The sequence below is a fragment of the Spiroplasma sp. Moj genome (assembly GCF_016082285.1).
Classification (GTDB): Bacteria; Bacillota_I; Bacilli_A; order Mycoplasmatales; family Mycoplasmataceae; genus Spiroplasma; species Spiroplasma phoeniceum.
The window spans coordinates 1-21,516 of sequence record NZ_MQTY02000007.1 but is presented as its reverse complement, the minus strand read 5'-3'; the positions used below and the strand labels follow the sequence as shown (position 1 = coordinate 21,516).

Below are 21,516 nucleotides of genomic sequence, written 5' to 3'. Positions count from 1 at the left end.
TATTTAAAATTAAATAATTTAAATAAAAAAGTCATTTTTCGTTGTAGGAAAATATTAAATTTTTAAATAAAAGACATAATTAATTAAAATTATAATTTGCTATTAGTATCTTTTTAAAAATATTTACAATTATTTTAATAGGTTATGCAAGAAGTCTATTGAATAAATTANTCCGCTNNTAANTTANNAGCGGNATAATTTATTCTTTTACTTTTTAATTTCAATATCTTTTGCAATCTTATTTGACAGTATTAATAACAATATCTTTACCATANTTTNTCACTAACGACCGCAAAATAAAATATTGCTTTGTTTGCATAATTTCAACTCCTTAAAATTTTTAAAAAATTAACAAATTCATAAATATTTTTATACAAAGAGTAAAAACCAAAAATACAAAATGTATGTGGTTTCTACAAAATTGGATTGAAGGTGGTATTTCACAACAAAGTATTTTTTACACTCTATGTCATGAACTTGGACATTTGCTGCACTATCGTTATAAATTAGATTATAAAATTAATGTGATTGAACAATTAAAAACATTTTTATTAAAAAAAATTAATAACTTTCACCAGCAACAAAGTTTAACAAAAGAAAAGATTTTTCAATTATTTTATCTTAGTAAATTTTCATTTAAAGATAATTTTGAATTGTTTGCGGAGGGATTTGTATATTGACTTTTAACAAGTGATGCTTTAAAAACAAAAGCATGAGAATTTTGACATGAGTTTTTAACATCTTATTTGCCAAGTTTAAGTTAATATTAAGTAGTTTTTGATAAAGTAAATTTCTTTACTAATTTGTAATTTTATTTTGATTATTTGTTAAAACAATTTATAATATATTAGAATAAAATGGAAAAAAAGAGGAAAGTTATAATGGCATTACAATATAAGCGAGTTTTACTAAAATTATCTGGTGAAGCATTAGGGAATTCTGATGATTTATATGATGCAAAAAAAATTTATGATATTGCAAAACAAATTGTTAAATTACAAAAAGAAGGATTACAAATTGCTATTGTTGTTGGTGGTGGTAATATTTGACGCGGTAATCGTGCTGACACAATTAAAATGAATCCAATTAGTGCAGATTATATGGGGATGTTAGCAACAGTAATGAATGCTTTAGCATTAGAGGCTGTATTAAAAAATGAAGGTAGTCAGAATGTTGTTGTAACTTCAAAAATTCAAGTTCCGGAAGTTGCTTCACCATATTTGTTTAAAAAAGCAAAAGCTGCTTTAGAAAAAGGAGCAATTGTTATTATGGCTGGAGGAACTGGCCAACCAAAGTTTACAACTGATACAGCAGCAACAATTAGAGCAATTGAAATTGATGCAGATGTTATGTTAATGGCAAAAAATGGGGTTGATGGTATTTATGATAAAGATCCGCGCCATAATGCTGATGCAGTTCGCTTTGATAATATTAGTTTAAATGAATTGCAAAAAAAACAATTAAAAGTAATGGATTTAACAGCATCTAGTTTAGCAATGGAAGATGATGTTAAAATCGTTGTTTTTGATATTAATGAACCAGATAATATTTATAAGGCAGCACATGGTAATGCGCGTTCAACAATTGTTACAGGAGGGAAAAAATAAATGTCGCAAGAAGTTATTAATCAAACAAAAGAAAAGATGGAAAAATTAATCGTTTCATTTGAAAATGAATTAATTAAAATTCGTACTGGTCGTGCCAATCCAAATATGTTATCACATATTATGATTGATTATTATGGAACACTAACACCAATTCAACAATTGGCTAATATCATGGTGCCAGAAGCACGACAATTAGTTATTAAACCATATGATCGTTCAATTATTAATTTAATTGTAACAGCAATTAATAAAGCAGATTTAGGTTTAACACCAAATTCAGAAGCAGATTTAATTCGGTTAAATATTCCTCCGCTAACTGAAGAACGTCGTAAAATGTTGGTTAAGGAAATGTGAAAAGCTAGTGAACAGTTTAAAGTAGCAATTCGGAATGAACGACGAGATAGTAATGAACACCTTAAAAAAGATTCTGAATTAACTGAAGATGATAAAAAATATTATGAAGGGGAAGTTCAAAAATTAACGGACCAATTTATTAAAAAAATTGATGAAAAAGCAACTCTAAAAGAAAAAGAACTAATGGAAGTTTAAAGCTTTCATTTTTTTATGACTCTCGGTATAATTAACAAAATGGGGAAGAAGGACATAAGGCATGAAAATACCACAACATATTGCAATTATTTTAGATGGTAATGGTCGTTGGGCAACTAAGCAAGGTTTAGAACGAACAGCTGGCCATGAAAAAGGAGCAAAACGAATTAAAGATGTCGCATTAAAAGCAAATGCTCTTGGTGTTAAGTATTTAACGATTTATTGTTTTTCAACTGAAAATTGAAAACGAAGTGCACAAGAAGTTGCATATTTAATGGCGATGCCAGAGCGATTATTAAATAATAAACAAGTTAATAATTTTAAGAATGAAAATATTGTTTTAAATCATATTGGTCGGCGTACAAAAATGCCACTTAAAACATTAGCAGCAATTGATAATGCTATTTTACGGACAAAAGATAATAATGGAATGGTTTTAACATTTGCTTTTGACTATGGAGCCATTGAAGAATTATTAACAGCAATTAATCAAATGATAAGTGAAAAATTAGCAACTGTTGATGAACAGACATTATTTCAACATTTATATACCGTAGATTTACCAGATGTTGATTTAATGATTCGATGTGGTGGTGAACAAAGGTTAAGTAATTTTTTATTATTACAAAATCGTTATGCTGAATTATATTTTACCAAAGCATTTTTACCAGAATTTGATGAAAATGCTTTAACTGAAGCAATATTAGATTATAATAATAGAAATAGAAGATTTGGAGGAATTGAAAGTGATAAACAATCAGGAAGATAATGTTCTTGTTAATGAAAATGAAAAATCAATAGGAGATGATAATTTAACAAATAAAGCGTCAAAAAGTAAGGAACATAAAGGTATGTTTCAAAAAAAATATGTTGCTCGTCATATTACATTTTATTTGTTATTAGTCTTTTTAGATTTATATTTATTCACAGGGGCAATTGCAACAGAATGACATGGTAATGTTCCACATATTGAAATTGCTAATTATGTTTTTATTGGCATTAATGCTGTTATTTTAGGTTTAGTTAACTATGAAATTTTGCGGTTAGTTGGAGGAACAAAGTGACCAATTTATACGCAAGTCATTACATATTTATTAATAATTTTTTTATTTTTGTTTCCAGCTGAATCAATCGCAACAGAATATGGTGGAATTGGTTCAATTAATTACCCATTTTATACATTATTAAATTGAAATTGATTAAAACCCTGAATTATTTTTGTTATTTATTTATGTGCGATTTTAGGATATTATTGTTTAGTATTTAGTTCAAAAGAAATTACTTTTGGTAAAATGACATTAGTTTTAATTTTTACCTTGTATTTAACTTTTGCTTTAAAAGCAATGAATAAATTTATGTTAAATCCTGCTTATGGTTGAAGTAGTGTGGTATGATTAGCATTAATTATTATTTTAACTGATACTTTTGCGTTTGTTGGCGGTGTTACTTATGGAAAACATAAATTAGCGCCAACAATATCTCCAAACAAAACATGAGAAGGTGCTGTAACGGGAACAATCTTAGCAGCAGGAATTGCAATTACTTATGCTATTTTAATGTTTCATTTTGCAACTAGTAACCATTGGGTTTTTAACTTTTTCTCAAATGATAATGATCAAAATGTAATGCGTTATGTAATTTATGTTCTGTTAGCGTTTGTATTAAGCATTTTGTCACAATTAGGGGATTTATCATTTTCATGAATTAAACGTCGTTATAATATTAAAGATTTTAGTAATTTATTGCCTGGCCATGGTGGTATTTTAGATCGTTTGGATTCATTTTCATTAGTTTTTTTTGTAATGTTTATTATTTCAAATATAGTGTTACAACGATAATTTATGATGCGAAATATTATTGTTTTTGGTGCGTCTGGAAATATTGGTCAACAAGCGTTACAAATTATTGAATCAAATCCAAATGATTTTCAAATTACCGCTGTTAGTATTTATCATAATATTTCAGTTCTAATTAAGATTTTAGAGAAACATCGCACAATTAGGATTGTTCATCTTGGTGATGAAACACAACAAGCTATTTTAACAGCGCAATATCCAAATATAACTTTTGTAACTGGAGAAACAGGAATTAATGCAATGTTAGCTGCTTTTCCGACAGCGTTGGTTTTAAATGCAATTAGTGGTTTTGCAGGATTATACCCAACATTACAAACTTTATATGGTAAAAACAGTACGTTATTATTAGCAAATAAAGAATCATTAGTAGTAGCAGGGGATTTAATTAACAATTTATTAGCAAAAAATAATAATCAATTATATCCAATTGATTCTGAGCATTGTGCTATTTTTCAATGTTTAGACCAAACCAACCCGTGTTCAGAAATTATTTTAACAGCTTCAGGGGGGATGTTTGCTAATAAAACATTAGCTGATTTAGAAACAATTTATGAGCAACAAGCTTTGCAACATCCAACTTGAAAGATGGGACAAAATATTACCATTGATTCTTCAACAATGGTAAACAAAGGATTTGAAATTATAGAAGCTTATCATTTATTTAAAACTTCAAAAATCACTGTTATTTTACATCCACAAGCTATTTTACATTCAGCCGTACAATATGCCGATTCTTCAATTATTGGACAATTATCAAAACCTTCAATGTTACAAGTTTTAAATTATTTTTTATATTATCCAATTCGAAAAAATAGTTCGTTCTTAAAACCATTAAATTTTGAGAAATTAATAACCTTAACATTTCAAAAAGCTGATTTATCTCGTTGAAAAGCGCTACAATTAGCCTATCGTTGCTTAAATGAAAATAATTCATTAGCCATTGCTTTTAATGCAGCAAACGAAACATTACGTTCGCTTTTCTTATCCGGAAGAATTAAATTTTATCAAATTGTTGATTATATTGAATATTTTATGAATCAAATTAAACCGCAAAAATTAGTTAATTATCGTGAAATCAAAGAATTAAATGATATCATTAAAAGAGATATTATTAATTATTTTTCTGAAAAATAATGTTATTCCGAATAAAAAAGTAAGGAGTTAAGAAATAAATGTCAGCAGAAATGGTAGTTTTAGGTTTTGTAATTGGGATTATAATTTTATTAATGTTAGTTACAATTCATGAATTTGCACATTTTATTATTGCGAAATTAGCGGGAGCATATGTCTATGAATTTGCAATTGGTTTTGGTCCCAAAATTTTTTCTTGAGGAAAAAAAGAAACTCGTTATTCAATCCGAATTTTTCCTTTTGGAGGATATGTTTATATTGCAAGTCAATTAGTTGATCCACCAAAAGGGCGTGAAGAGGAAGAAGTTCCTGAAGAACGAAAAATGGAAAATATTGCAAAATGAAAACGTTTAATTTTTATTCTCGCAGGAGCTTTAATGAATTTTTTTATTGCTGTTTTTATTTTTACCACAACTTTTGCGGCATTAAATTATAAACCATCTGATATGACATATTGAGGAGCTAAGTATGATTCTAATGGTGCAGCATATGCTGCTCTAAAAACGAGTGGTCAAAATGTTGCTCAAGATATTGTGATTTTAGATTATTGATTAGGTCCTAATATTGAAAAACTTAAAGTAGCACAAGAATATTATCGTGTTAATAAGGAAGATAAAGTTGATAATAAGGAGAATCATATTTTAGCAAGTCATGTGGGAACAGTAGATAAGATTCCAACTTATCAAACAACAGTTTTTAATTTTATTAAAAATTTAAAACAACAATATGATAATAGTAATAATGATGAAAAAATTAATTATATTACTCTTGCTTTTGCTCGTGTAAATAGTAAACAAGAAGTTACAACGGCTTCTGATGGTTTATTTCAAACTGAACCAGTTAAGTTAACAGAAGCCAACAATACTTATACAGTCGGAATTAGAGCTCCTGATCGTCAGTTTGCTTCAATTGCGCAAGCATATAGCTATGGTTGAGGAGAAACATTTAGACAATCAGTGACAATTTTAAAATCATTTGGATTATTATTTACTGGTCAGTGAGGACAATTATCTGGTCCAGTTGGAATTGCAAGAACAGTTTCTTCAATGTTAACAGAAGGACCAGCTCTTTTCTTTATGTATGTGGCCATGTTATCTGCTAATTTATTTGTTTTGAACTTAATTCCAATCCCACCATTAGATGGATACAAGTTTTTTGAAACATCAATTGAATGAATAGTTGGTGGAGTAAAACGCTTAAATGGTCGGGAAAGGATTTGAAAGAAACGCCATGATCCAGTGCAACAAAAAGTATTATTAGAAGAATATCAAGCAAAAGAGCAAAAATGACAGTTACCGCATAAGGCAAAGATTATTATTAATGTAACGGGAGCAATAGTCTTTATTTTATTATTTATTGGAATAACAATTAAAGATGTCTTTTTTTAAGCAGAAAAGCTAGGTGAGGATTAGATGATGGACCAACAATTGATAAAACTATTTAAAGCAAATAATTTAGAATTTATTGGAAATTATTTTGATGATGCTAAAGTCATTAAAGCAGAATATAGTACTAGTGAAGGCTTTTTTCGTGTTGTGATTGAAATTAATGATTTTTTACCACTAGAAATTTTACTAAAATTAGAACAAACTTTATTAGAAAATGAAACATTACCCACAAAGATTTCTTTACGGGTTCGAAAAGAACAATACGAATTAGAAACTATTTTTAGTTACTTAGAATATATTCGATTAAATAAATCGGAATTAAAAAATAGTTTTTTTAGTAAATTATCCCCAGAACGTTTTGCTTTAACTGATAATATTTTAAAAATTACTGTTCATTCGGAAAGTGAACAAAAATTAGTGGGTGAACATTGTAATTATTATCAAAAAAAACTTCGCCGCTATGGTTTTAGTGATTTACAATTAGCCCTAGTGATTGATTTACGAGAAAATAATATTTTAGAAATTAATGAACAAGAATTAATTAAATATCAAGAAACAGCGCAAAAAACAGAACAGTTAATTTCTAAACCAACCAATGGGACTAATCCAGTTCGAAGAGAATTAAATAGTTATCAGAGAGCAAAAAATGGAGAAGCAAGTTATGAACGGTTAATTGATATTGATCAAGATGCTCCGAATGTGACAATTTATGGAAAAATTTTAAGTAAAGAACGACAGTTAATTTCAACAAAGAAATTTATTTATGTAATAACAATTACTGATTATAGTGATACAATTGGCGCAAAATTTTTTACTCGAACAGAACAACCAGATGATTTTATTGAAGAATTAAAAACGAATGAATGAGTTAGTCTTTTTGGCGATATTCGGTATGATACTTATGCTAATGAACAAATGTTTTTTATTAAAAAAATTTCTCGTTTAGAGCATGAAGATTTATATCGTGAAGATAATGCGCCTGAAAAACGCGTGGAGTTACATCTCCATACTAAAATGAGTGTTATGGATGGAGTAACAGATCTTGCAATGCTTTTTAAAACATTAGTACATTGGAATCATAAAGCAATTGCTTTTACTGACCATTTAAATGTTCAAGTTTATCCAGAAATTTATAATCTTAATAAGAAATATCCTGATGTTAAAGTTATTTATGGTGTTGAAGCAGATGTTTTAGATGATAAAGTCTGATATGTTAAAAACCCGCATCATCATAATTTACGAACTGCAAAATATGTTATTTTCGACTTAGAAACAACTGGCTTAAGTAGTAGCTATGATGAAATCATTGAATTTGGTGCGGTTATTATGGATGGTATTAGTGGTGAACGTCAAACAATTAATCATTTGTTTAAACCATCCGTTAAGTTATCATCATTTACAACTGAATTAACAGGAATTACAGATGAATTATTAGCGGATAAACCAACTTTTATTGAATCAATTGACCAAATTTTAGAATATTTTAAGGATGCAATTTTAATTGCACATAATGCTGAGTTTGACCTTGGTTTTATTCAATCGTGGTTAAAAAAAGCTGGACGCTCAAAAATTAATAACACAGTAATTGATACTTTACAATTATCACGGATTTTAGAACCACATTTGAAAAATTATCGGTTGGGAACAATTGCTCGTTGTTATAATGTTATTTATAATGAAGAAGTTGCTCACCGTGGCGATTATGATGCAATTGTTTTAACAGACATCTATGAGCGTCAGCTACGGAAAATGATTAATACTTATAGTATTGAATTTGATGATGATATTGAGAAAATTCATGACCCTGCTGTTTATAAAAAACTGCGACCAAAACATATGACAATTTTAGCAAAAAATCAGCTAGGTTTATTAGAATTATTTAAACTAATAACTGCTGCGCATACTAAATATTTTTATTCATCACCAAAATTATTACGAAGTGTAATTGAACAACATCGTAGTAATTTATTGATTGGGTCATCATGTATTAATGGTGATGTTTTTGAAGTGGCACGAAATAAAGATGCATCGGAATTAGAAGAAACAATTAAGTTTTATGATTATGTTGAAATTCAACCTCCTAGTGTATATAAACATTTAGTTCAAATGGGGGATTTATCAGAAGAACGATTATTAACAGTCATTAAAGATATTATTTTTACAGCAAAAAAATTAAATAAATTAGTTGTTGCTACTGGTGATGTGCACTATCTTAATCCAGAAGATAAAATTTTCCGTGAAGTTTATATTAATGCAAAAGGAATTGGTGGCCGTCCCCATCCTTTATATGATTATAAGCAACGAGTAACTGATAATCCTGATCAGTTTTTAAGAACAACAATGGAAATGATGAACGAATTTAAGTTTTTAAATAATGATGAATTAATTTATGAAATTGTAGTAACAAATCCAAATTTAATTGCTGACCAAATTGAAAAAGTTGAAATTATTAAAGATAAATTATATACACCTAAAATTGAGGGTAGTGATCAATTATTAAAAGAATTATGTTATAAAAATGCTTATAAAATTTATGGTAAGTCATTACCAGAAATTGTTGCATCACGCTTAGAACGTGAATTAAATGCTATTATTAAGCATGGTTTTGCTGTTATTTACTGAATTGCACATAAATTAGTTGATAAATCATTGCAAGATGGCTATTTAGTCGGGTCACGGGGAAGTGTTGGTAGTAGTTTTGTTGCAACAATGAGTAATATTACTGAAGTAAATCCATTACAACCACATTATTTATGTTCTTATTGTAGTTATAGTGAATTTATTGTTGATGGTTCAGTCAAGTGTGGATATGATTTACCAGTTCGTACTTGTCCAAAGTGTCAAAAACCATTAAAAGGGGAAGGGCATGATATTCCCTTTGAAACATTTTTAGGATTTGAAGCAGATAAAGTTCCGGATATTGATTTAAACTTTTCAGGAGAATATCAACCAATTGCACATGACTTTACTAAAGAAATGTTTGGAGAACGTAGTGTTTATCGTGCCGGAACAATTTCAACGGTGGCAGAAAAAACTGCATATGGTTATGTGAAAGGTTATTTTGAAAGTAAAAATATTTTACATTTAAAACGTCGCGCAGAATTAGAACGAATTGCCAAGGGTTGTGAAGGAGTTAAACGAACAACTGGACAACATCCAGGTGGAATTGTTGTTATTCCAAATGAATATGAAGTTGATGCATTTACACCAGTTAATTTTCCTGCTGATGATATCAAATCAAATTGATTAACAACTCATTTTGATTTTCACGCAATTCATGATAATGTTTTAAAGTTAGATATTTTAGGTCATGTTGACCCAACTGCTTTGCGAATGCTGCAAGATTTAACGGGAGTGGATCCAAAAACAATTCCAACAAATGATGAAGCGGTTTTAAGTCTTTTTCGAAGTTTAGATGTTTTAAACATTAAACCAGAAGATATTAATGGTGAAAAAACTGGTGTAATTGGTATTCCTGAATTTGGTACTTTTTTTGTTCGTAAGATGTTATTAGATACAAAACCAACTTCATTTGCAGATTTAGTCCAAATTTCAGGATTGTCACACGGAACAGATGTTTGAATTGGCAATGCCCAAGAATTAATTCGAAATCAAAATATTAGTATTTCAGAAGTAATTGGATGTCGTGATAATATTATGGTTAATTTAATTTATAAAGGGTTGCCTGCTCAAAGTGCTTTTAAGATTATGGAAGATGTTCGAAAGGGAAAGGGGTTAACAACTGAACATGAACAATTAATGCGGGATAATAATCTTGAACAATGATATATTGATTCGTGTAATAAAATTAAGTATATGTTCCCGAAAGCCCATGCAACAGCCTATGTCTTAATGGCGTGACGAGTAGCATGATATAAAATTAATTATCCAGTTGAATATTATGCAACATTTTTTTCAACTCGAACAGATGTTTTTGATATTAAAACAATTTTAAAAGGAGCAGAAACAATCAAACAAGTTTTACGTAATATTCAAACTCGTTTGGATAATAAAGATTTTAATGCTCCCAATAAACCAACACAAAAAGAAAAAGATTTAATTCCCGTTTATGAAGTAGCATTAGAAATGTATGCCCGAGGAATTAAAATGAGCAATATTGATTTAAAAACAAGTCGAAATAAAAATTTTACCGTTATTACAAATGAAAATAATGAAAAAATTATTTTACCGCCATTTTCTGCAATTGATGGTTTGGGCGGAGCTGTTGGCGATAGTATTATTAATGCTCGCCATGAAAAACCATTTTTATCAATTGCTGATTTACAAAAACGAACAAATATTACAAAAGCTCATTTAGAATCATTTGAAGAACTTGAAATTTTAAAAGATTTATCATTAGATGATCAAATTGCGTTTGAGTTTTAAATAAGATAATTTTTTATGATATTTTCCTTTATAATTAGAATAATTAAGAGGTGAAGAAAATGGCAATTAAATCAGGTTTTGTTGCAATTGTGGGGCGACCAAATGTTGGTAAATCAACATTATTAAATACAATTTTAAATAATAAAGTAGCAATTGTAACAGCAAAGGCACAAACAACACGAAACCGTATTCAAGGGATTTATAATGATCAAGAATCACAAATTGTTTTTATGGATACCCCAGGCATTCATAAAGCTCATCATGAAATGGGGAAATTTATGAATAAAGTTGCTTTATCAGCAACAAAAGCAGCCGATGTTATTTTATTTTTAGCTCCAGCAAATGAAGACATTGGTGATAATGATCGTTATATTATCAGAGCACTACAAGAGCGCGCAATTCCAATTGTTTTAGTTGTAACAAAAATTGATTTAGTTTCCAAAGGTGATTTAATGGTAAAAATTGCTGAATGAGAAAAAATTCATCAGTTTACTGCTATCATTCCCGTTTCAGCCGTCAAACATAAAAATCTTGAAACATTATTAACTTTATTAAAAACACATTTAGCAGTAGGACCACAATATTATCCTGATGATATGTTAACTGATCAACCAGAAAAGTTTTTAATTCGTGAAATTATTCGGGAAAAAATTTTGTTGTTGACAGAAGATGAGATTCCGCATAGTGTTGCCATTTTAATTAATAAAATTGATGATCAACCACAGCTATTAAAAATTATGGCTTCAATTTGCGTTGAACGGAATTCGCAAAAAGGAATTATTATTGGGAAACAAGGCCGTTTAATTAAACAAATTGGAACGCAAGCCCGCTTAGAATTAGAACAAATTTTAGGAACAAAAATATTTTTAGAATTATTTGTTAAAGTAGTGGATAAATGACGGGATAAACCTTCAATGATTGCCCGTCTAGGTTATAACAAAGAAAGTTATTAAAATGATTCAAAAATTAACAGGAATGGTATTGCATAAACGACCTTATGATGATAACAGTGCAATTATTACGATTTTGTCACAAGAATTAGGAAAATTAGCTTTTTTTGCACATGGGGTACAAAAAATTACATCAAAAAATCAGTATGCAGTACAATTCTTAGCAACAAGTGAATTTGAAATATTTTTATCATATCATAATAATAAGTTAAGTAAATTAAAGACAGGAAATTTATTAAAAACAAGAATTAAATTAGCACAAAATTATGATGATTATTTATTAACAACATTAATTTGTGAAATTGCTGAGCAAGCGGTTGTTGACCGTCAAGCTGATAATGAATTGTACGAATTAATTGTACGAATTATTAACAACAACATTAGACAATTTAGTTGCATGAGAAGATAATTTAAGTATTGTAATTGCTTTTATGTTTCGTGCTTTAAAATGATATGGATTAGAATGAGACTTTACGATGTGTAAACGGTGTGGCAGCAAACAACACATTAAAACAATTAGTTTTCTTGAGGAAGGATATCTTTGTAAAAATTGTTTATTACCAAGAGATTATCTTTTTCCAATTGAATTAGTGAAAGTTTTTAATAGTAATTTTCATACTAATTTTTATTTTTACAATAAGATTAATATAAAAGCTTTAATAATATTATTTAAAATGCTATGTGAGTATTATTTAATAAAAGTTGGAATATTTTCGTGTAGTATTTATGAAATGCGACAAAAATCAATTTATTTTAAAGAATAACATAGTATAATTGAGGATAGAGAAATAAGAAGGAGTTACATTAATGCAATATAGATTAGAAGAAGTTGTTAATCATTTAAAAACACAAGGTTTTGTTTTTCAAGGGAGTGAAATTTATGGTGGTTTAGCAAACAGCTGAGATTTTGGACCATTGGGGGTTGAATTAGAACGAAATTTAAAAAATTTATGATGACAACATTTTATTACAAAATCAAAATATAATGTTGGTCTTGATAGTGCTATTTTAATGAACAATAATGTTTGAAAAGCTTCTGGACATCTTGGCAATTTTGCTGACCCATTATTAGATTGTAAAAAATGTAAAAGCCGAATGCGGGCAGATAAACTGATTGAAGATAATTATCCGAAATTAAATTGTGGTGGTTGAACTAATGAACAATTAGAGACTTTTATTACCGAAAAAAATATTTTATGTCCAAATTGTGGGGGACATGATTTTACTGAAATTCGTCAGTTTGAATTAATGTTTAAAACAAACCAAGGTGTTATTGAAGATGAAAAATCAGTTGTTTATCTACGACCAGAAACAGCACAAGGAATTTTTGTTAATTTTAAAAATGTTCAACGTTCTTTGCGAAAAAAAATACCTTTTGGTGTTGGTCAAATTGGAAAGTCATTTCGGAATGAAATTACCCCAGGAAATTTTATTTTTCGTACACGTGAATTTGAACAAATGGAATTAGAATTTTTTTATGATAGTAACGAAAAGATTGATTGATTTGAATATTGAGTTAAAGAAGTAACCAAGTTTTTAGAATTAATTAATTTAAAACCAGAAAACTATCATTTTCGTGAGCATAACGCTAATGAGTTAGCCCATTATGCAAAACGAACTATTGATATTGAATATAAGTTTCCGTTTGGCATAGGTGAATTATGAGGAATTTCTGACCGGGGGAATTATGATTTACGTCGCCACAGTGAAATGAGTAAAAATGATTTGTCGTATTTAAATCAAGAAACAAATGAAAAAATTATCCCGCATGTAATTGAACCATCGGTTGGTGTTGGGCGCTTGATGTTAGCGATTTTATATGATGCTTACCATGTTGAAAAAGTTGCTGATAATGAGACAAGAATTGTTTTAAAATTAAGCCCGTTATTAGCTACATATCAAATTGCGGTGATTCCATTAAGTAAACAATTAAACAACGATGCTTATCAGTTATATGAAAAACTCTTAGATCGTTTTCAATGCACTTATGATGAAACAGGAAATATTGGAAAGCGTTATCGTCGTCAAGATGCGATTGGAACACCGTTTTGTGTAACAGTTGATTTTGACAGTCAAAAAGACCAAAAAGTTACAGTTCGTAATCGTGATACAATGAAACAAGAACGAGTGGCAATTGCTAATTTAGAAACCTATTTTACCGCAACATTAAAATAATTAAAAGGAGTGAAAGGTATGGCATTAATTAGTAATGAAAAAATTGATTTAATTAAGTCAAAAGTAAATATTGTTACCGTAATGTCAGAATATTTATCGCTTGAAAAACGGGGTCGTAATTATTGAGCAGTTTGTCCGTTTCATCAAGATTCACATCCTTCAATGAGTATTTCACCAGAAAAGCAAATTTACCGTTGTTTTGCTTGTTCAGCTGGAGGCAATGTTTTTACTTTTTTACAAGAATATGAAAATATTAGTTTTATTGAAGCTTTAAAAAAAGTTGCGGTAATGGCCAATATTTCCTTAGATGAATTGACTACTTATAAAGAAAAACCAAAATATGATAAAAGTAAACAGTTAATTTTTGAAATTAATGCCTTAGCAAGCGCTTACTTTAGTAATAATTTAGAAACCAAAAAGGCTTATGATGCAAAGGAATATTTAACAAAGCGGAACATTAATAATACTGAAATTGAATTATTTCAGATTGGTTATGCTGAGAGTGGCTTTGATCATTTGTACCATTTTTTAATTAAAAAAGGATATTCAATTAATGATATTCAACAAGCGGGTTTAATTACAATTAAAAATGGCAAGGTGTATGATTATTTTAATAATCGTTTAATGTTTCCGATTAAAAATGAAGATAGTTATATTATTGGTTTTTCTGGACGAGTAATTGGGGTTACTAATCAGGTAGCAAAATATCTTAATACTCCTGAAACAAAGGTTTTTAAAAAAGAACAACTAATGTATAATATTCACCGGGCGAAACCGTTTATTCGCCAGCAAAATAATTTAATTTTACTTGAAGGATATATGGATGTTATTAGTTTAGAAAAATTAAATCTTAAAAATACCGTTGCTTTAATGGGAACTAATTTAAGTGAATATCATTTAAAAGAAATTAAAAGATTAACAAATGAGTGTTTAATTTTTTTAGACGGTGATAAGGCTGGAATTAATGCTAGTTTAAAAGCAGCAATTAAACTATTAAGTCATAATCTAAAAGTTAAAATTGTCTTGAATGAGACGCAACAAGACCCTGACGAATTATTTAATAGTGGTCAGGGAGAATTAATTCATACAATGTTAGCAAATGCCCAACATCCAATTAATTTTGCTCTTGATTATTTTCAAAATAAATTTAATTTGCAAGCACCAAATGAATTAGAAGAATTTATTAATATTGTTGCACCTTTAATTAGAGCTAGTCCAAATCAATTGGAACAAGAATTAGCAGTTAATAATTTAGTTAAAATAACAAGAATATCTAAAGAAACAATTACAACAAAAATTGGACAAATTAAAACATATCAAAAAGCAGTTTTTTCACCTGCTGTGTCAGAACCAATTCCTAATGGAACAAATGATAATAATTATCAGCAAAAGCCGCCACCAAGGTTCAAACCACAGCAAAATAAGACTGTTGTAGTTAAAAATACAAAATATAAAATTAAAAATTTAAAACGATATCTTTTAGCAGAACAAAATATGGTTTTACAATTACTTGGTTCTCGAAAAGCAGCAGATTTTTATCAAAGAAAAATTGGAAATTTAAATTTTGATGGTTATCGTTTGTTAGCAAATGATATAATTACTTATTATAATGGACATTTGGGGGCAGAAAATGTTAAGATTAATATGTTGTGTCAAGAAATAAGTGATCCAAATTTAAAAAAAATATTAATGGATATTATTAATAAATCAACGATTAAAATTAAATATAATAAGAAAGAATTAGAAGACTATGCGCTCTTAATTGATGATTTTGCTAATGAAAAAGAGATTGCAATGCTATGAAATAAGTTAGAAAAAGCAAGTAATCTAATTGAACAACAGGCAATTTCAATGGAAATTGACAAGTTGAATCAACGATTAAAATTTAAAAAGGGGTAGAGAGAATGGGATTATCAAAAAAAGAAGTCAGAGATATGAAATCTTTTGATGAATTTAAAGAATATATTAATAAATATTTAGAAGAAAATAACAATGAGATTGAACAAGAAAAATTAATAACATTAATTAATGATCATTTTGAAGTTGATGATAATGATGTTGAAGAATATTTCGAAGAATTAGTTGCTAATGGTGTTGAATTTAGTGATATTAATTTAGAAGAGTTAGAAGAAAATGAAGTTCCTGAACCAGAAAAAGTAACGAAAAAACAACCAGATGAAAAATTACGTTACAAAGTTGGTGGGATTTCAAATGAAACAAAAATTCAAGATATTATTAAAGCTTACTTTAATATTTTGGGAACAAGTAAAATTTTAACTCGTGAGGAAGAAATTAAATATGCTAAAATGTTAGAATCATCTGATCCAGAAGAAAGACGTTTTGGACGGGATAAATTAATTACTTCTAACCTGAAGTTAGTTGTTTCAGTTGCTCGTAAACATTTAAACCGGGGATTAGATTTTTCGGATTTAATTGAAGAAGGGAACATTGGGTTAATGAAAGCTGTTGATAAGTTTGATTATAAGCGTGGTTTTAAATTTTCAACATATGCCACATGATGAATTAGACAAGCAATAACCCGGGCAATTGCTGATCAAGCGCGAACAATTCGGATTCCTGTTCATATGGTTGAAACAATTAATAAATTAACAAGAATTGAACGGCAATTAACACAAGAGTTAGGACGCGAACCAAGTTACAATGAAATTGCTGAAAAAATGGGGCAAGGAATGGTTGGCGAAAAAGTTCGTGAAATTAAGAGACTATCAATTGAACCAGTTTCATTAGAAAAACCAATTGGTGATGAGGATGATACTCATTTTGGTGATTTTGTTGACGATAAAGATATTTTTACACCGGATGAATATGCTGAAAAAGAATCATTACGAGAAGTAATTGATGAAGTTTTCCATGAAATTTTATCAGCACGAGAAGAAAAAGTAATTAGAATGCGGTTTGGACTTTTACCAACAAAGTTACGAACAGTATTACGGTTAGCAAAAGAATGTGAAGATGAAACTTTCCCCGAATTAGTTCAAACAGTTAAAGCTCTTGATATTCATTATGATACACCAATTGAAAAAGTACAAAGTCAAAAAAATGCTTTAATTGATAAGCATTTATCAAAATATGATTCACCAAAAACATTAGAAGAAGTAGGCAAAGAATTTAAAGTAACACGTGAACGAATTCGCCAAATTGAAGCAAAAACAATTCGTAAGTTTAAGCCAAACCAAGCTAATTCGAAAGCAAAAGTATTAAAAGACTTTTTTAAAGGATAGGGGTTTTAAAAAATGGATATATTATCAGAACGTTTATTATTAATTGCCAAACAAGTTAATGAAAAAGACATTATTTGTGATATTGGGACAGATCATGCAATGATTCCAATTTATTTAGCAAAAGGAAATTTAATTACCAAAGCTTATGCATGCGACATTGCAGCACAACCCTTAGCCAAAGCGAAAAAAAATATTGCAAAATATCATACTGAAGAACTTATTACCCCAATTTTAGCAGATGGTTTAACAGGAGTTTCGGACATTAAGATTGATACATGTATTATTTCAGGATTAGGGAGTACAACAATTTTAACCATTTTGCAACGAGATTCTGATTTAATTGATCGTTATATTTTATGTCCTAATGATGATCCATTTTTATTACGAGAATGAATTAAAAAACATAAGTACTTTATTGAAAAAGAATTATTAATTAAGGAAAATGATATTATTTATGAGATTATTGTTGTTAATAAAACTGCTGGTCAAAAAGTCAAAAATAAAAAAGACTTATACTTCGGTCCTTATCTTCGCAAAGAACATAGTAAACTTTTTCAAGAGAAATGATTGTTAAAAAATGATTATTATTTAACATTATTAAACAAGATTCGTGCAAACACTAAGCGCTATCAAGAAGTTAAAGCAAAACTAAAAATGATTAATAAGGTGATATAATGTTAATTAAAAAATTATATCAAGAAATTGAAACTGATTTTTCATTAAAAGCAGATTGTAAGTGAGATTATAGTGGTCATCAATATGGAAGCAAAAATCATTTTGTAGCAAAAATTATGGTTAGTTTAGATTTAACAAGCGAAGTAATTACAGCAGCAGTCGCTAAGCAAATTAATGTTATTATAACTCATCATCCTTTTTGTTTTGGCAAGAAAAAAAGAATTCAACAGATTCCTTACAAACGAGCAATTATTGATCTTCTTAATAAACATCAGATAACTGTTTATGCTTTACACACAAATTATGATGGTTTAATGAATGAATTGATTTTACAAGAATTAAATCCCCAAAAAATTGTTCCCTTTGATGATGATTTAACAATGATTGGGTATGTCAGTTTAACAGCTGATGAAATTATTACGAAATTAAAAGCAATTTTTAAAATTACAACAGTGCAGCACAATTTATCGACGTTAGAGCAACCTATTAAAACAGTTGCGTTAGCAGCAGGAGCCGCAGGTGATGTGATTGCAAAAATTAACCAAAATATTGACCTGTTTATTACTGGGGAAGTAAAATGAGATCAATGAGTATTAGCAAATGAAAAACAATTAGCAGTTATTTGCTTCAACCATTATATGGAAGATTTTTTTATTGCTGCTTTTGCTGGATACTTAACCCGAAAGTTTCCAACTTTAACAATAATTCCATATCATATCAAAAATATTATTAACTATCGTTAATAATATTTTTATATTTGCTCTAAATAACGAATTACTTCTAACTGAATGATGCTAGGTGTTGATGCCCCCGCAGTAACAGCAACACAGGTTTTATTTGACAACCAAGTTGTTTGAATATCATTTTTATCATTAATGCGATATGATTCAATCCCAATTTGTTCGCCCATTGCAACTAGCTTTAAGGTGTTACTACTTCGTTCATCACCAACAACAAGTAAAAGGTCAATTGTTGTTGGATCTAAATTTAGAACAGCATTTTGTCGTTCTAATGTTGCATTACATAAATCATTTTTAAAAAGAATTTCATTTGGAACAAGGGTTTTAATTTTTTTCACAATTGCTTCAATATCAATTTTAAAAAGGGTTGTTTGGTTTGTAATTAAAATCTTTTTAGTTGGGTCAAGATTAGGCAAAATGTTATCAACTTCTTGTTCTGTTGTCACAAGATTGATGCTTGGACTAAGCGCTAACATTGCATTTGTTTCTGGATGAAAGTGTTTTCCAATAAAAATAATTTGATAATCAGATTTTGCTAAATATTCCTTAATTAAATTTTTTGTAACAGTTACTCATTCACATTCAGTATCAATAAGTGTAATGTTTTTCTGTGCTGCGACATCTTTAATCCGGTCATCACTACCATGTGCACTTAAAATCACAACAGCATTATCTGGTAGTGTTTGCATTAGCGCAAGGCGATTAAGTTTAAAATCGTTGACCGGAATAACACCTAAATTAACAATTTCATCAATAACATGTTTATTATGGACAAGATAACCTAACATATAAATTTGCCGTCCAGCATATTTGACAGCAGCTTCTTTTGCTCATTTAATTGACTTGACAACACCAAGACAATAACCACGAGGTGTCACTTTTACAACTTTCATTTTTTCACCAATCCATTTTTATCTACTTATATAATATAATAACTAAAAATCTCTTTTATCATTTTAAAATAATATCTTAAACTTATTTATTAATCAAACTAAATTTGATATAATTAATTCATCTATTTTAAGTAAAAATTTTATCTTTTTCTTAAAATATTACAATTATCTTAAATACTAAATTCAATTTAAGATAAAAAATATTTAATGCAAAAAACTAATGATTAATGCTATTTTAACATTAGCAACCAACATTGGTTTGATTTCATTATGAAAGGAGATTGAGTATGCCAGTAAGTTTGAAAGCTAAAAGCAAAAAGGTGCCCCAGTCGAAAAAACCAGTAGCAAAAAATGCGACAGAAGAAAAATGATTATTCATTAAATCACAAGCAGTTATTGATTCAACTCCAGCTATGAAAAGATCAATCGATCGTTCATTAGGAGATGTTTATACAAAAACAGCAGCGGATTATCGGGCAAAAGATGGAAGTGCCATTACTACTGCAATTACAGCAGAAAGACTAATTGCAGAACGTTTAGGAAAAACAGCAACTCAACGAAAAGCAATTGAAGTGCAAAATAAAAAGAAGGCCACTCAAATGTTAAATTCAAAGGATAACAAAAAACCTGCTAAAAAAACAGCAGCAAAAAAACCTTTGAAAAAAGTAGGGACAAAAAATAAGTAATGTTAACAATAACTAGATTTTCTAGTTATTGTTTTATTTAAAATTTTTATTAATATTTTTCCTGTTTTTATAAAATAGAAAATAAGATTAAGAATTTTAAATAATTAGGACTATAATATAAAAGAAAAGAGGTTGGATCATGAAATCATTTGGCAAGTGAAGTATAGCTTTAATATGAATTATTGTATTAATTATTTTAGTTTTAGCCTTAGTTTTTTTGGGAATATATTATGATGGTTATTATTGAGAAGGAAAAGGATTACCAGTTAATATTAATGATATTAAAACATTTCATGGTAATGGTTATCAGTTAATTGGTCACTTGGGAATTGACAAATTAATGCGATTAGTATCCTCGGGATCATTTATTTGAGGATATTCAGATATTATTGTTCCTGATGGTGGGCAAGGAATTGATTTAATGACATGGTTGCACAAACCGGGTAATGTTAATAATAGTGGAGTGATTCAATGACCCCAAAATTATGAATTAGAAGCCGGAACAAATTTTGCAGAAGTAGTTGGTAGTCTATTAATTGTGCTATTAGTGGCAGTTCCCGTTTTAATCTTAATTGGAATATATGTTACAAAAAAATGATAAAAGCAATGACACATCCTTATTCAATTGAATATTTAGACACACAGAAAAAATTGAAAAAAACAATAAAACAAGCTAGAAAAGCACTGAAAAAAATGAATATAGCTGTTCGGAAGGGACATGAAACATCCACAACATTAGTACGAGAACAAGAACGATGAGCTAATTTAATTGTTAATGCTGAAACAGATTTTCTTAAAGAAGAAGAACTTTTTAAAACTCAGGATAATAAAAAACCAGTTGTGAAAAAATTAGTAACTACCGGTANAAAATAAAAGTTATATAATAGACTTCTTGCATAACCTATTAAAATAATTGTAAATATTTTTAAAAAGATACTAATAGCAAATTATAATTTTAATTAACTTGTAATTTCTTTGATACTTTCAAAACTGTAAAATATGTGGACTTATGGATTACTTTTTGCTTCTTTAAAACTCTATCAATTTTGTCTTCAAATTCCAATAAACAAATTTTCGTTTAATGAAATTCTATGCAGGCAAAGTTTTTCAAGAACAAATTTAGTTTACTTTTAGTTCTCTTTTTTAGATAAGACTCAAACTTGCAAATTTAGCTGAATTCGAATAAAGCTTAAACGTAATAGCATAACAGAATTTAGCTTTCTTAGAAAACATTTACA

The 21,516-nt window shown here is 28.6% G+C and carries 19 protein-coding genes; 18 read left to right on the top strand and 1 reads right to left on the bottom strand.

Annotated features, from left to right (window positions below):
- The first annotated feature begins 404 nt into the window (after positions 1 to 404).
- The 16 genes from BST80_RS00865 to BST80_RS00790 all read left to right on the top strand — a co-directional run bounded on the left by BST80_RS00865 (position 405) and on the right by BST80_RS00790 (position 18,702).
- The gene (locus BST80_RS00865) at positions 405 to 764 is read left to right on the top strand and encodes a hypothetical protein (protein WP_415745535.1); all 360 of its coding nucleotides are present in this window, start codon (positions 405 to 407) and stop codon (positions 762 to 764) included.
- Positions 765 to 881: 117 nt separating this feature from the next.
- Positions 882 to 1,607 carry a UMP kinase gene (pyrH, locus tag BST80_RS00860; protein WP_004028566.1) on the top strand — a complete coding sequence of 242 codons (726 nt, stop codon included), beginning with the start codon at positions 882 to 884 and terminating at the stop codon, positions 1,605 to 1,607.
- Complete coding sequence (frr, locus tag BST80_RS00855; protein ID WP_415745534.1) at positions 1,608 to 2,156, top strand: ribosome recycling factor; 549 nt, start codon at positions 1,608 to 1,610, stop codon at positions 2,154 to 2,156.
- A 61-nt stretch (positions 2,157 to 2,217) separates the two neighbouring features.
- Positions 2,218 to 2,925, top strand: a complete 708-nt coding sequence (gene uppS, locus BST80_RS00850; protein ID WP_415745533.1) for a polyprenyl diphosphate synthase — start codon at positions 2,218 to 2,220, stop codon at positions 2,923 to 2,925.
- Positions 2,903 to 3,994 (top strand): phosphatidate cytidylyltransferase, encoded by a 1,092-nt coding sequence (locus BST80_RS00845; RefSeq protein ID WP_415745532.1) that lies wholly within the window; start codon positions 2,903 to 2,905, stop codon positions 3,992 to 3,994. Before uppS ends, BST80_RS00845 begins: the two co-directional genes overlap by 23 nt.
- Positions 3,995 to 3,997: 3 nt before the next feature.
- The gene (gene dxr / locus BST80_RS00840; protein ID WP_415745531.1) at positions 3,998 to 5,146 is read left to right on the top strand and encodes a 1-deoxy-D-xylulose-5-phosphate reductoisomerase; all 1,149 of its coding nucleotides are present in this window, start codon (positions 3,998 to 4,000) and stop codon (positions 5,144 to 5,146) included.
- A 38-nt stretch (positions 5,147 to 5,184) separates the two neighbouring features.
- Positions 5,185 to 6,531, top strand: a complete 1,347-nt coding sequence (rseP, locus tag BST80_RS00835; protein ID WP_415745530.1) for an RIP metalloprotease RseP — start codon at positions 5,185 to 5,187, stop codon at positions 6,529 to 6,531.
- Positions 6,532 to 6,558: 27 nt separating this feature from the next.
- Positions 6,559 to 10,917: a PolC-type DNA polymerase III gene (locus BST80_RS00830; RefSeq protein WP_415745536.1), complete on the top strand. Its 4,359-nt coding sequence runs from the start codon at positions 6,559 to 6,561 to the stop codon at positions 10,915 to 10,917.
- Between the two features lie 59 nt (positions 10,918 to 10,976).
- Entirely contained in the window at positions 10,977 to 11,870 is an 894-nt protein-coding gene (era, locus tag BST80_RS00825; RefSeq protein ID WP_415745529.1) for a GTPase Era, read from the top strand.
- Position 11,871: 1 nt separating this feature from the next.
- Positions 11,872 to 12,276: a DNA repair protein RecO gene (gene recO / locus BST80_RS00820; protein WP_415745528.1), complete on the top strand. Its 405-nt coding sequence runs from the start codon at positions 11,872 to 11,874 to the stop codon at positions 12,274 to 12,276.
- On the top strand, positions 12,224 to 12,631 hold the full coding sequence (locus BST80_RS00815; protein WP_415745527.1) for a DNA repair protein RecO C-terminal domain-containing protein: 408 nt from the start codon (positions 12,224 to 12,226) through the stop codon (positions 12,629 to 12,631). The genes recO and BST80_RS00815 overlap by 53 nt, the downstream gene beginning before the upstream one ends.
- Before the next feature lie 43 nt (positions 12,632 to 12,674).
- A complete protein-coding gene (locus BST80_RS00810; RefSeq protein WP_415745526.1) occupies positions 12,675 to 14,042 on the top strand; it encodes a glycine--tRNA ligase in 1,368 nt (455 codons plus the stop codon).
- An 18-nt stretch (positions 14,043 to 14,060) separates the two neighbouring features.
- Complete coding sequence (gene dnaG / locus BST80_RS00805; RefSeq protein ID WP_415745525.1) at positions 14,061 to 15,941, top strand: DNA primase; 1,881 nt, start codon at positions 14,061 to 14,063, stop codon at positions 15,939 to 15,941.
- Positions 15,942 to 15,946: 5 nt separating this feature from the next.
- Positions 15,947 to 17,284, top strand: a complete 1,338-nt coding sequence (locus BST80_RS00800) for a sigma-70 family RNA polymerase sigma factor (protein ID WP_415745524.1) — start codon at positions 15,947 to 15,949, stop codon at positions 17,282 to 17,284.
- Positions 17,285 to 17,296: 12 nt separating this feature from the next.
- On the top strand, positions 17,297 to 17,959 hold the full coding sequence (locus BST80_RS00795; protein WP_415745523.1) for a tRNA (adenine(22)-N(1))-methyltransferase: 663 nt from the start codon (positions 17,297 to 17,299) through the stop codon (positions 17,957 to 17,959).
- A complete protein-coding gene (locus BST80_RS00790; RefSeq protein ID WP_400248476.1) occupies positions 17,959 to 18,702 on the top strand; it encodes a Nif3-like dinuclear metal center hexameric protein in 744 nt (247 codons plus the stop codon). The genes BST80_RS00795 and BST80_RS00790 overlap by 1 nt, the downstream gene beginning before the upstream one ends.
- 8 nt (positions 18,703 to 18,710) lie before the next feature.
- On the opposite strand, the gene ispH is transcribed toward BST80_RS00790, so the two are convergent.
- On the bottom strand, positions 18,711 to 19,592 hold the full coding sequence (ispH, locus tag BST80_RS00785) for a 4-hydroxy-3-methylbut-2-enyl diphosphate reductase (protein WP_415745522.1): 882 nt from the start codon (positions 19,590 to 19,592) through the stop codon (positions 18,711 to 18,713).
- 287 nt (positions 19,593 to 19,879) lie between these two features.
- Between ispH and BST80_RS00780 the strand changes: the two genes are divergently transcribed.
- Both BST80_RS00780 and BST80_RS00775 read left to right on the top strand, forming a co-directional pair.
- The gene (locus tag BST80_RS00780; RefSeq protein WP_415745521.1) at positions 19,880 to 20,278 is read left to right on the top strand and encodes a hypothetical protein; all 399 of its coding nucleotides are present in this window, start codon (positions 19,880 to 19,882) and stop codon (positions 20,276 to 20,278) included.
- Positions 20,279 to 20,417: 139 nt separating this feature from the next.
- Positions 20,418 to 20,879, top strand: a complete 462-nt coding sequence (locus BST80_RS00775; RefSeq protein ID WP_415745520.1) for a hypothetical protein — start codon at positions 20,418 to 20,420, stop codon at positions 20,877 to 20,879.
- The last annotated feature ends 637 nt before the right edge of the window (positions 20,880 to 21,516 follow it).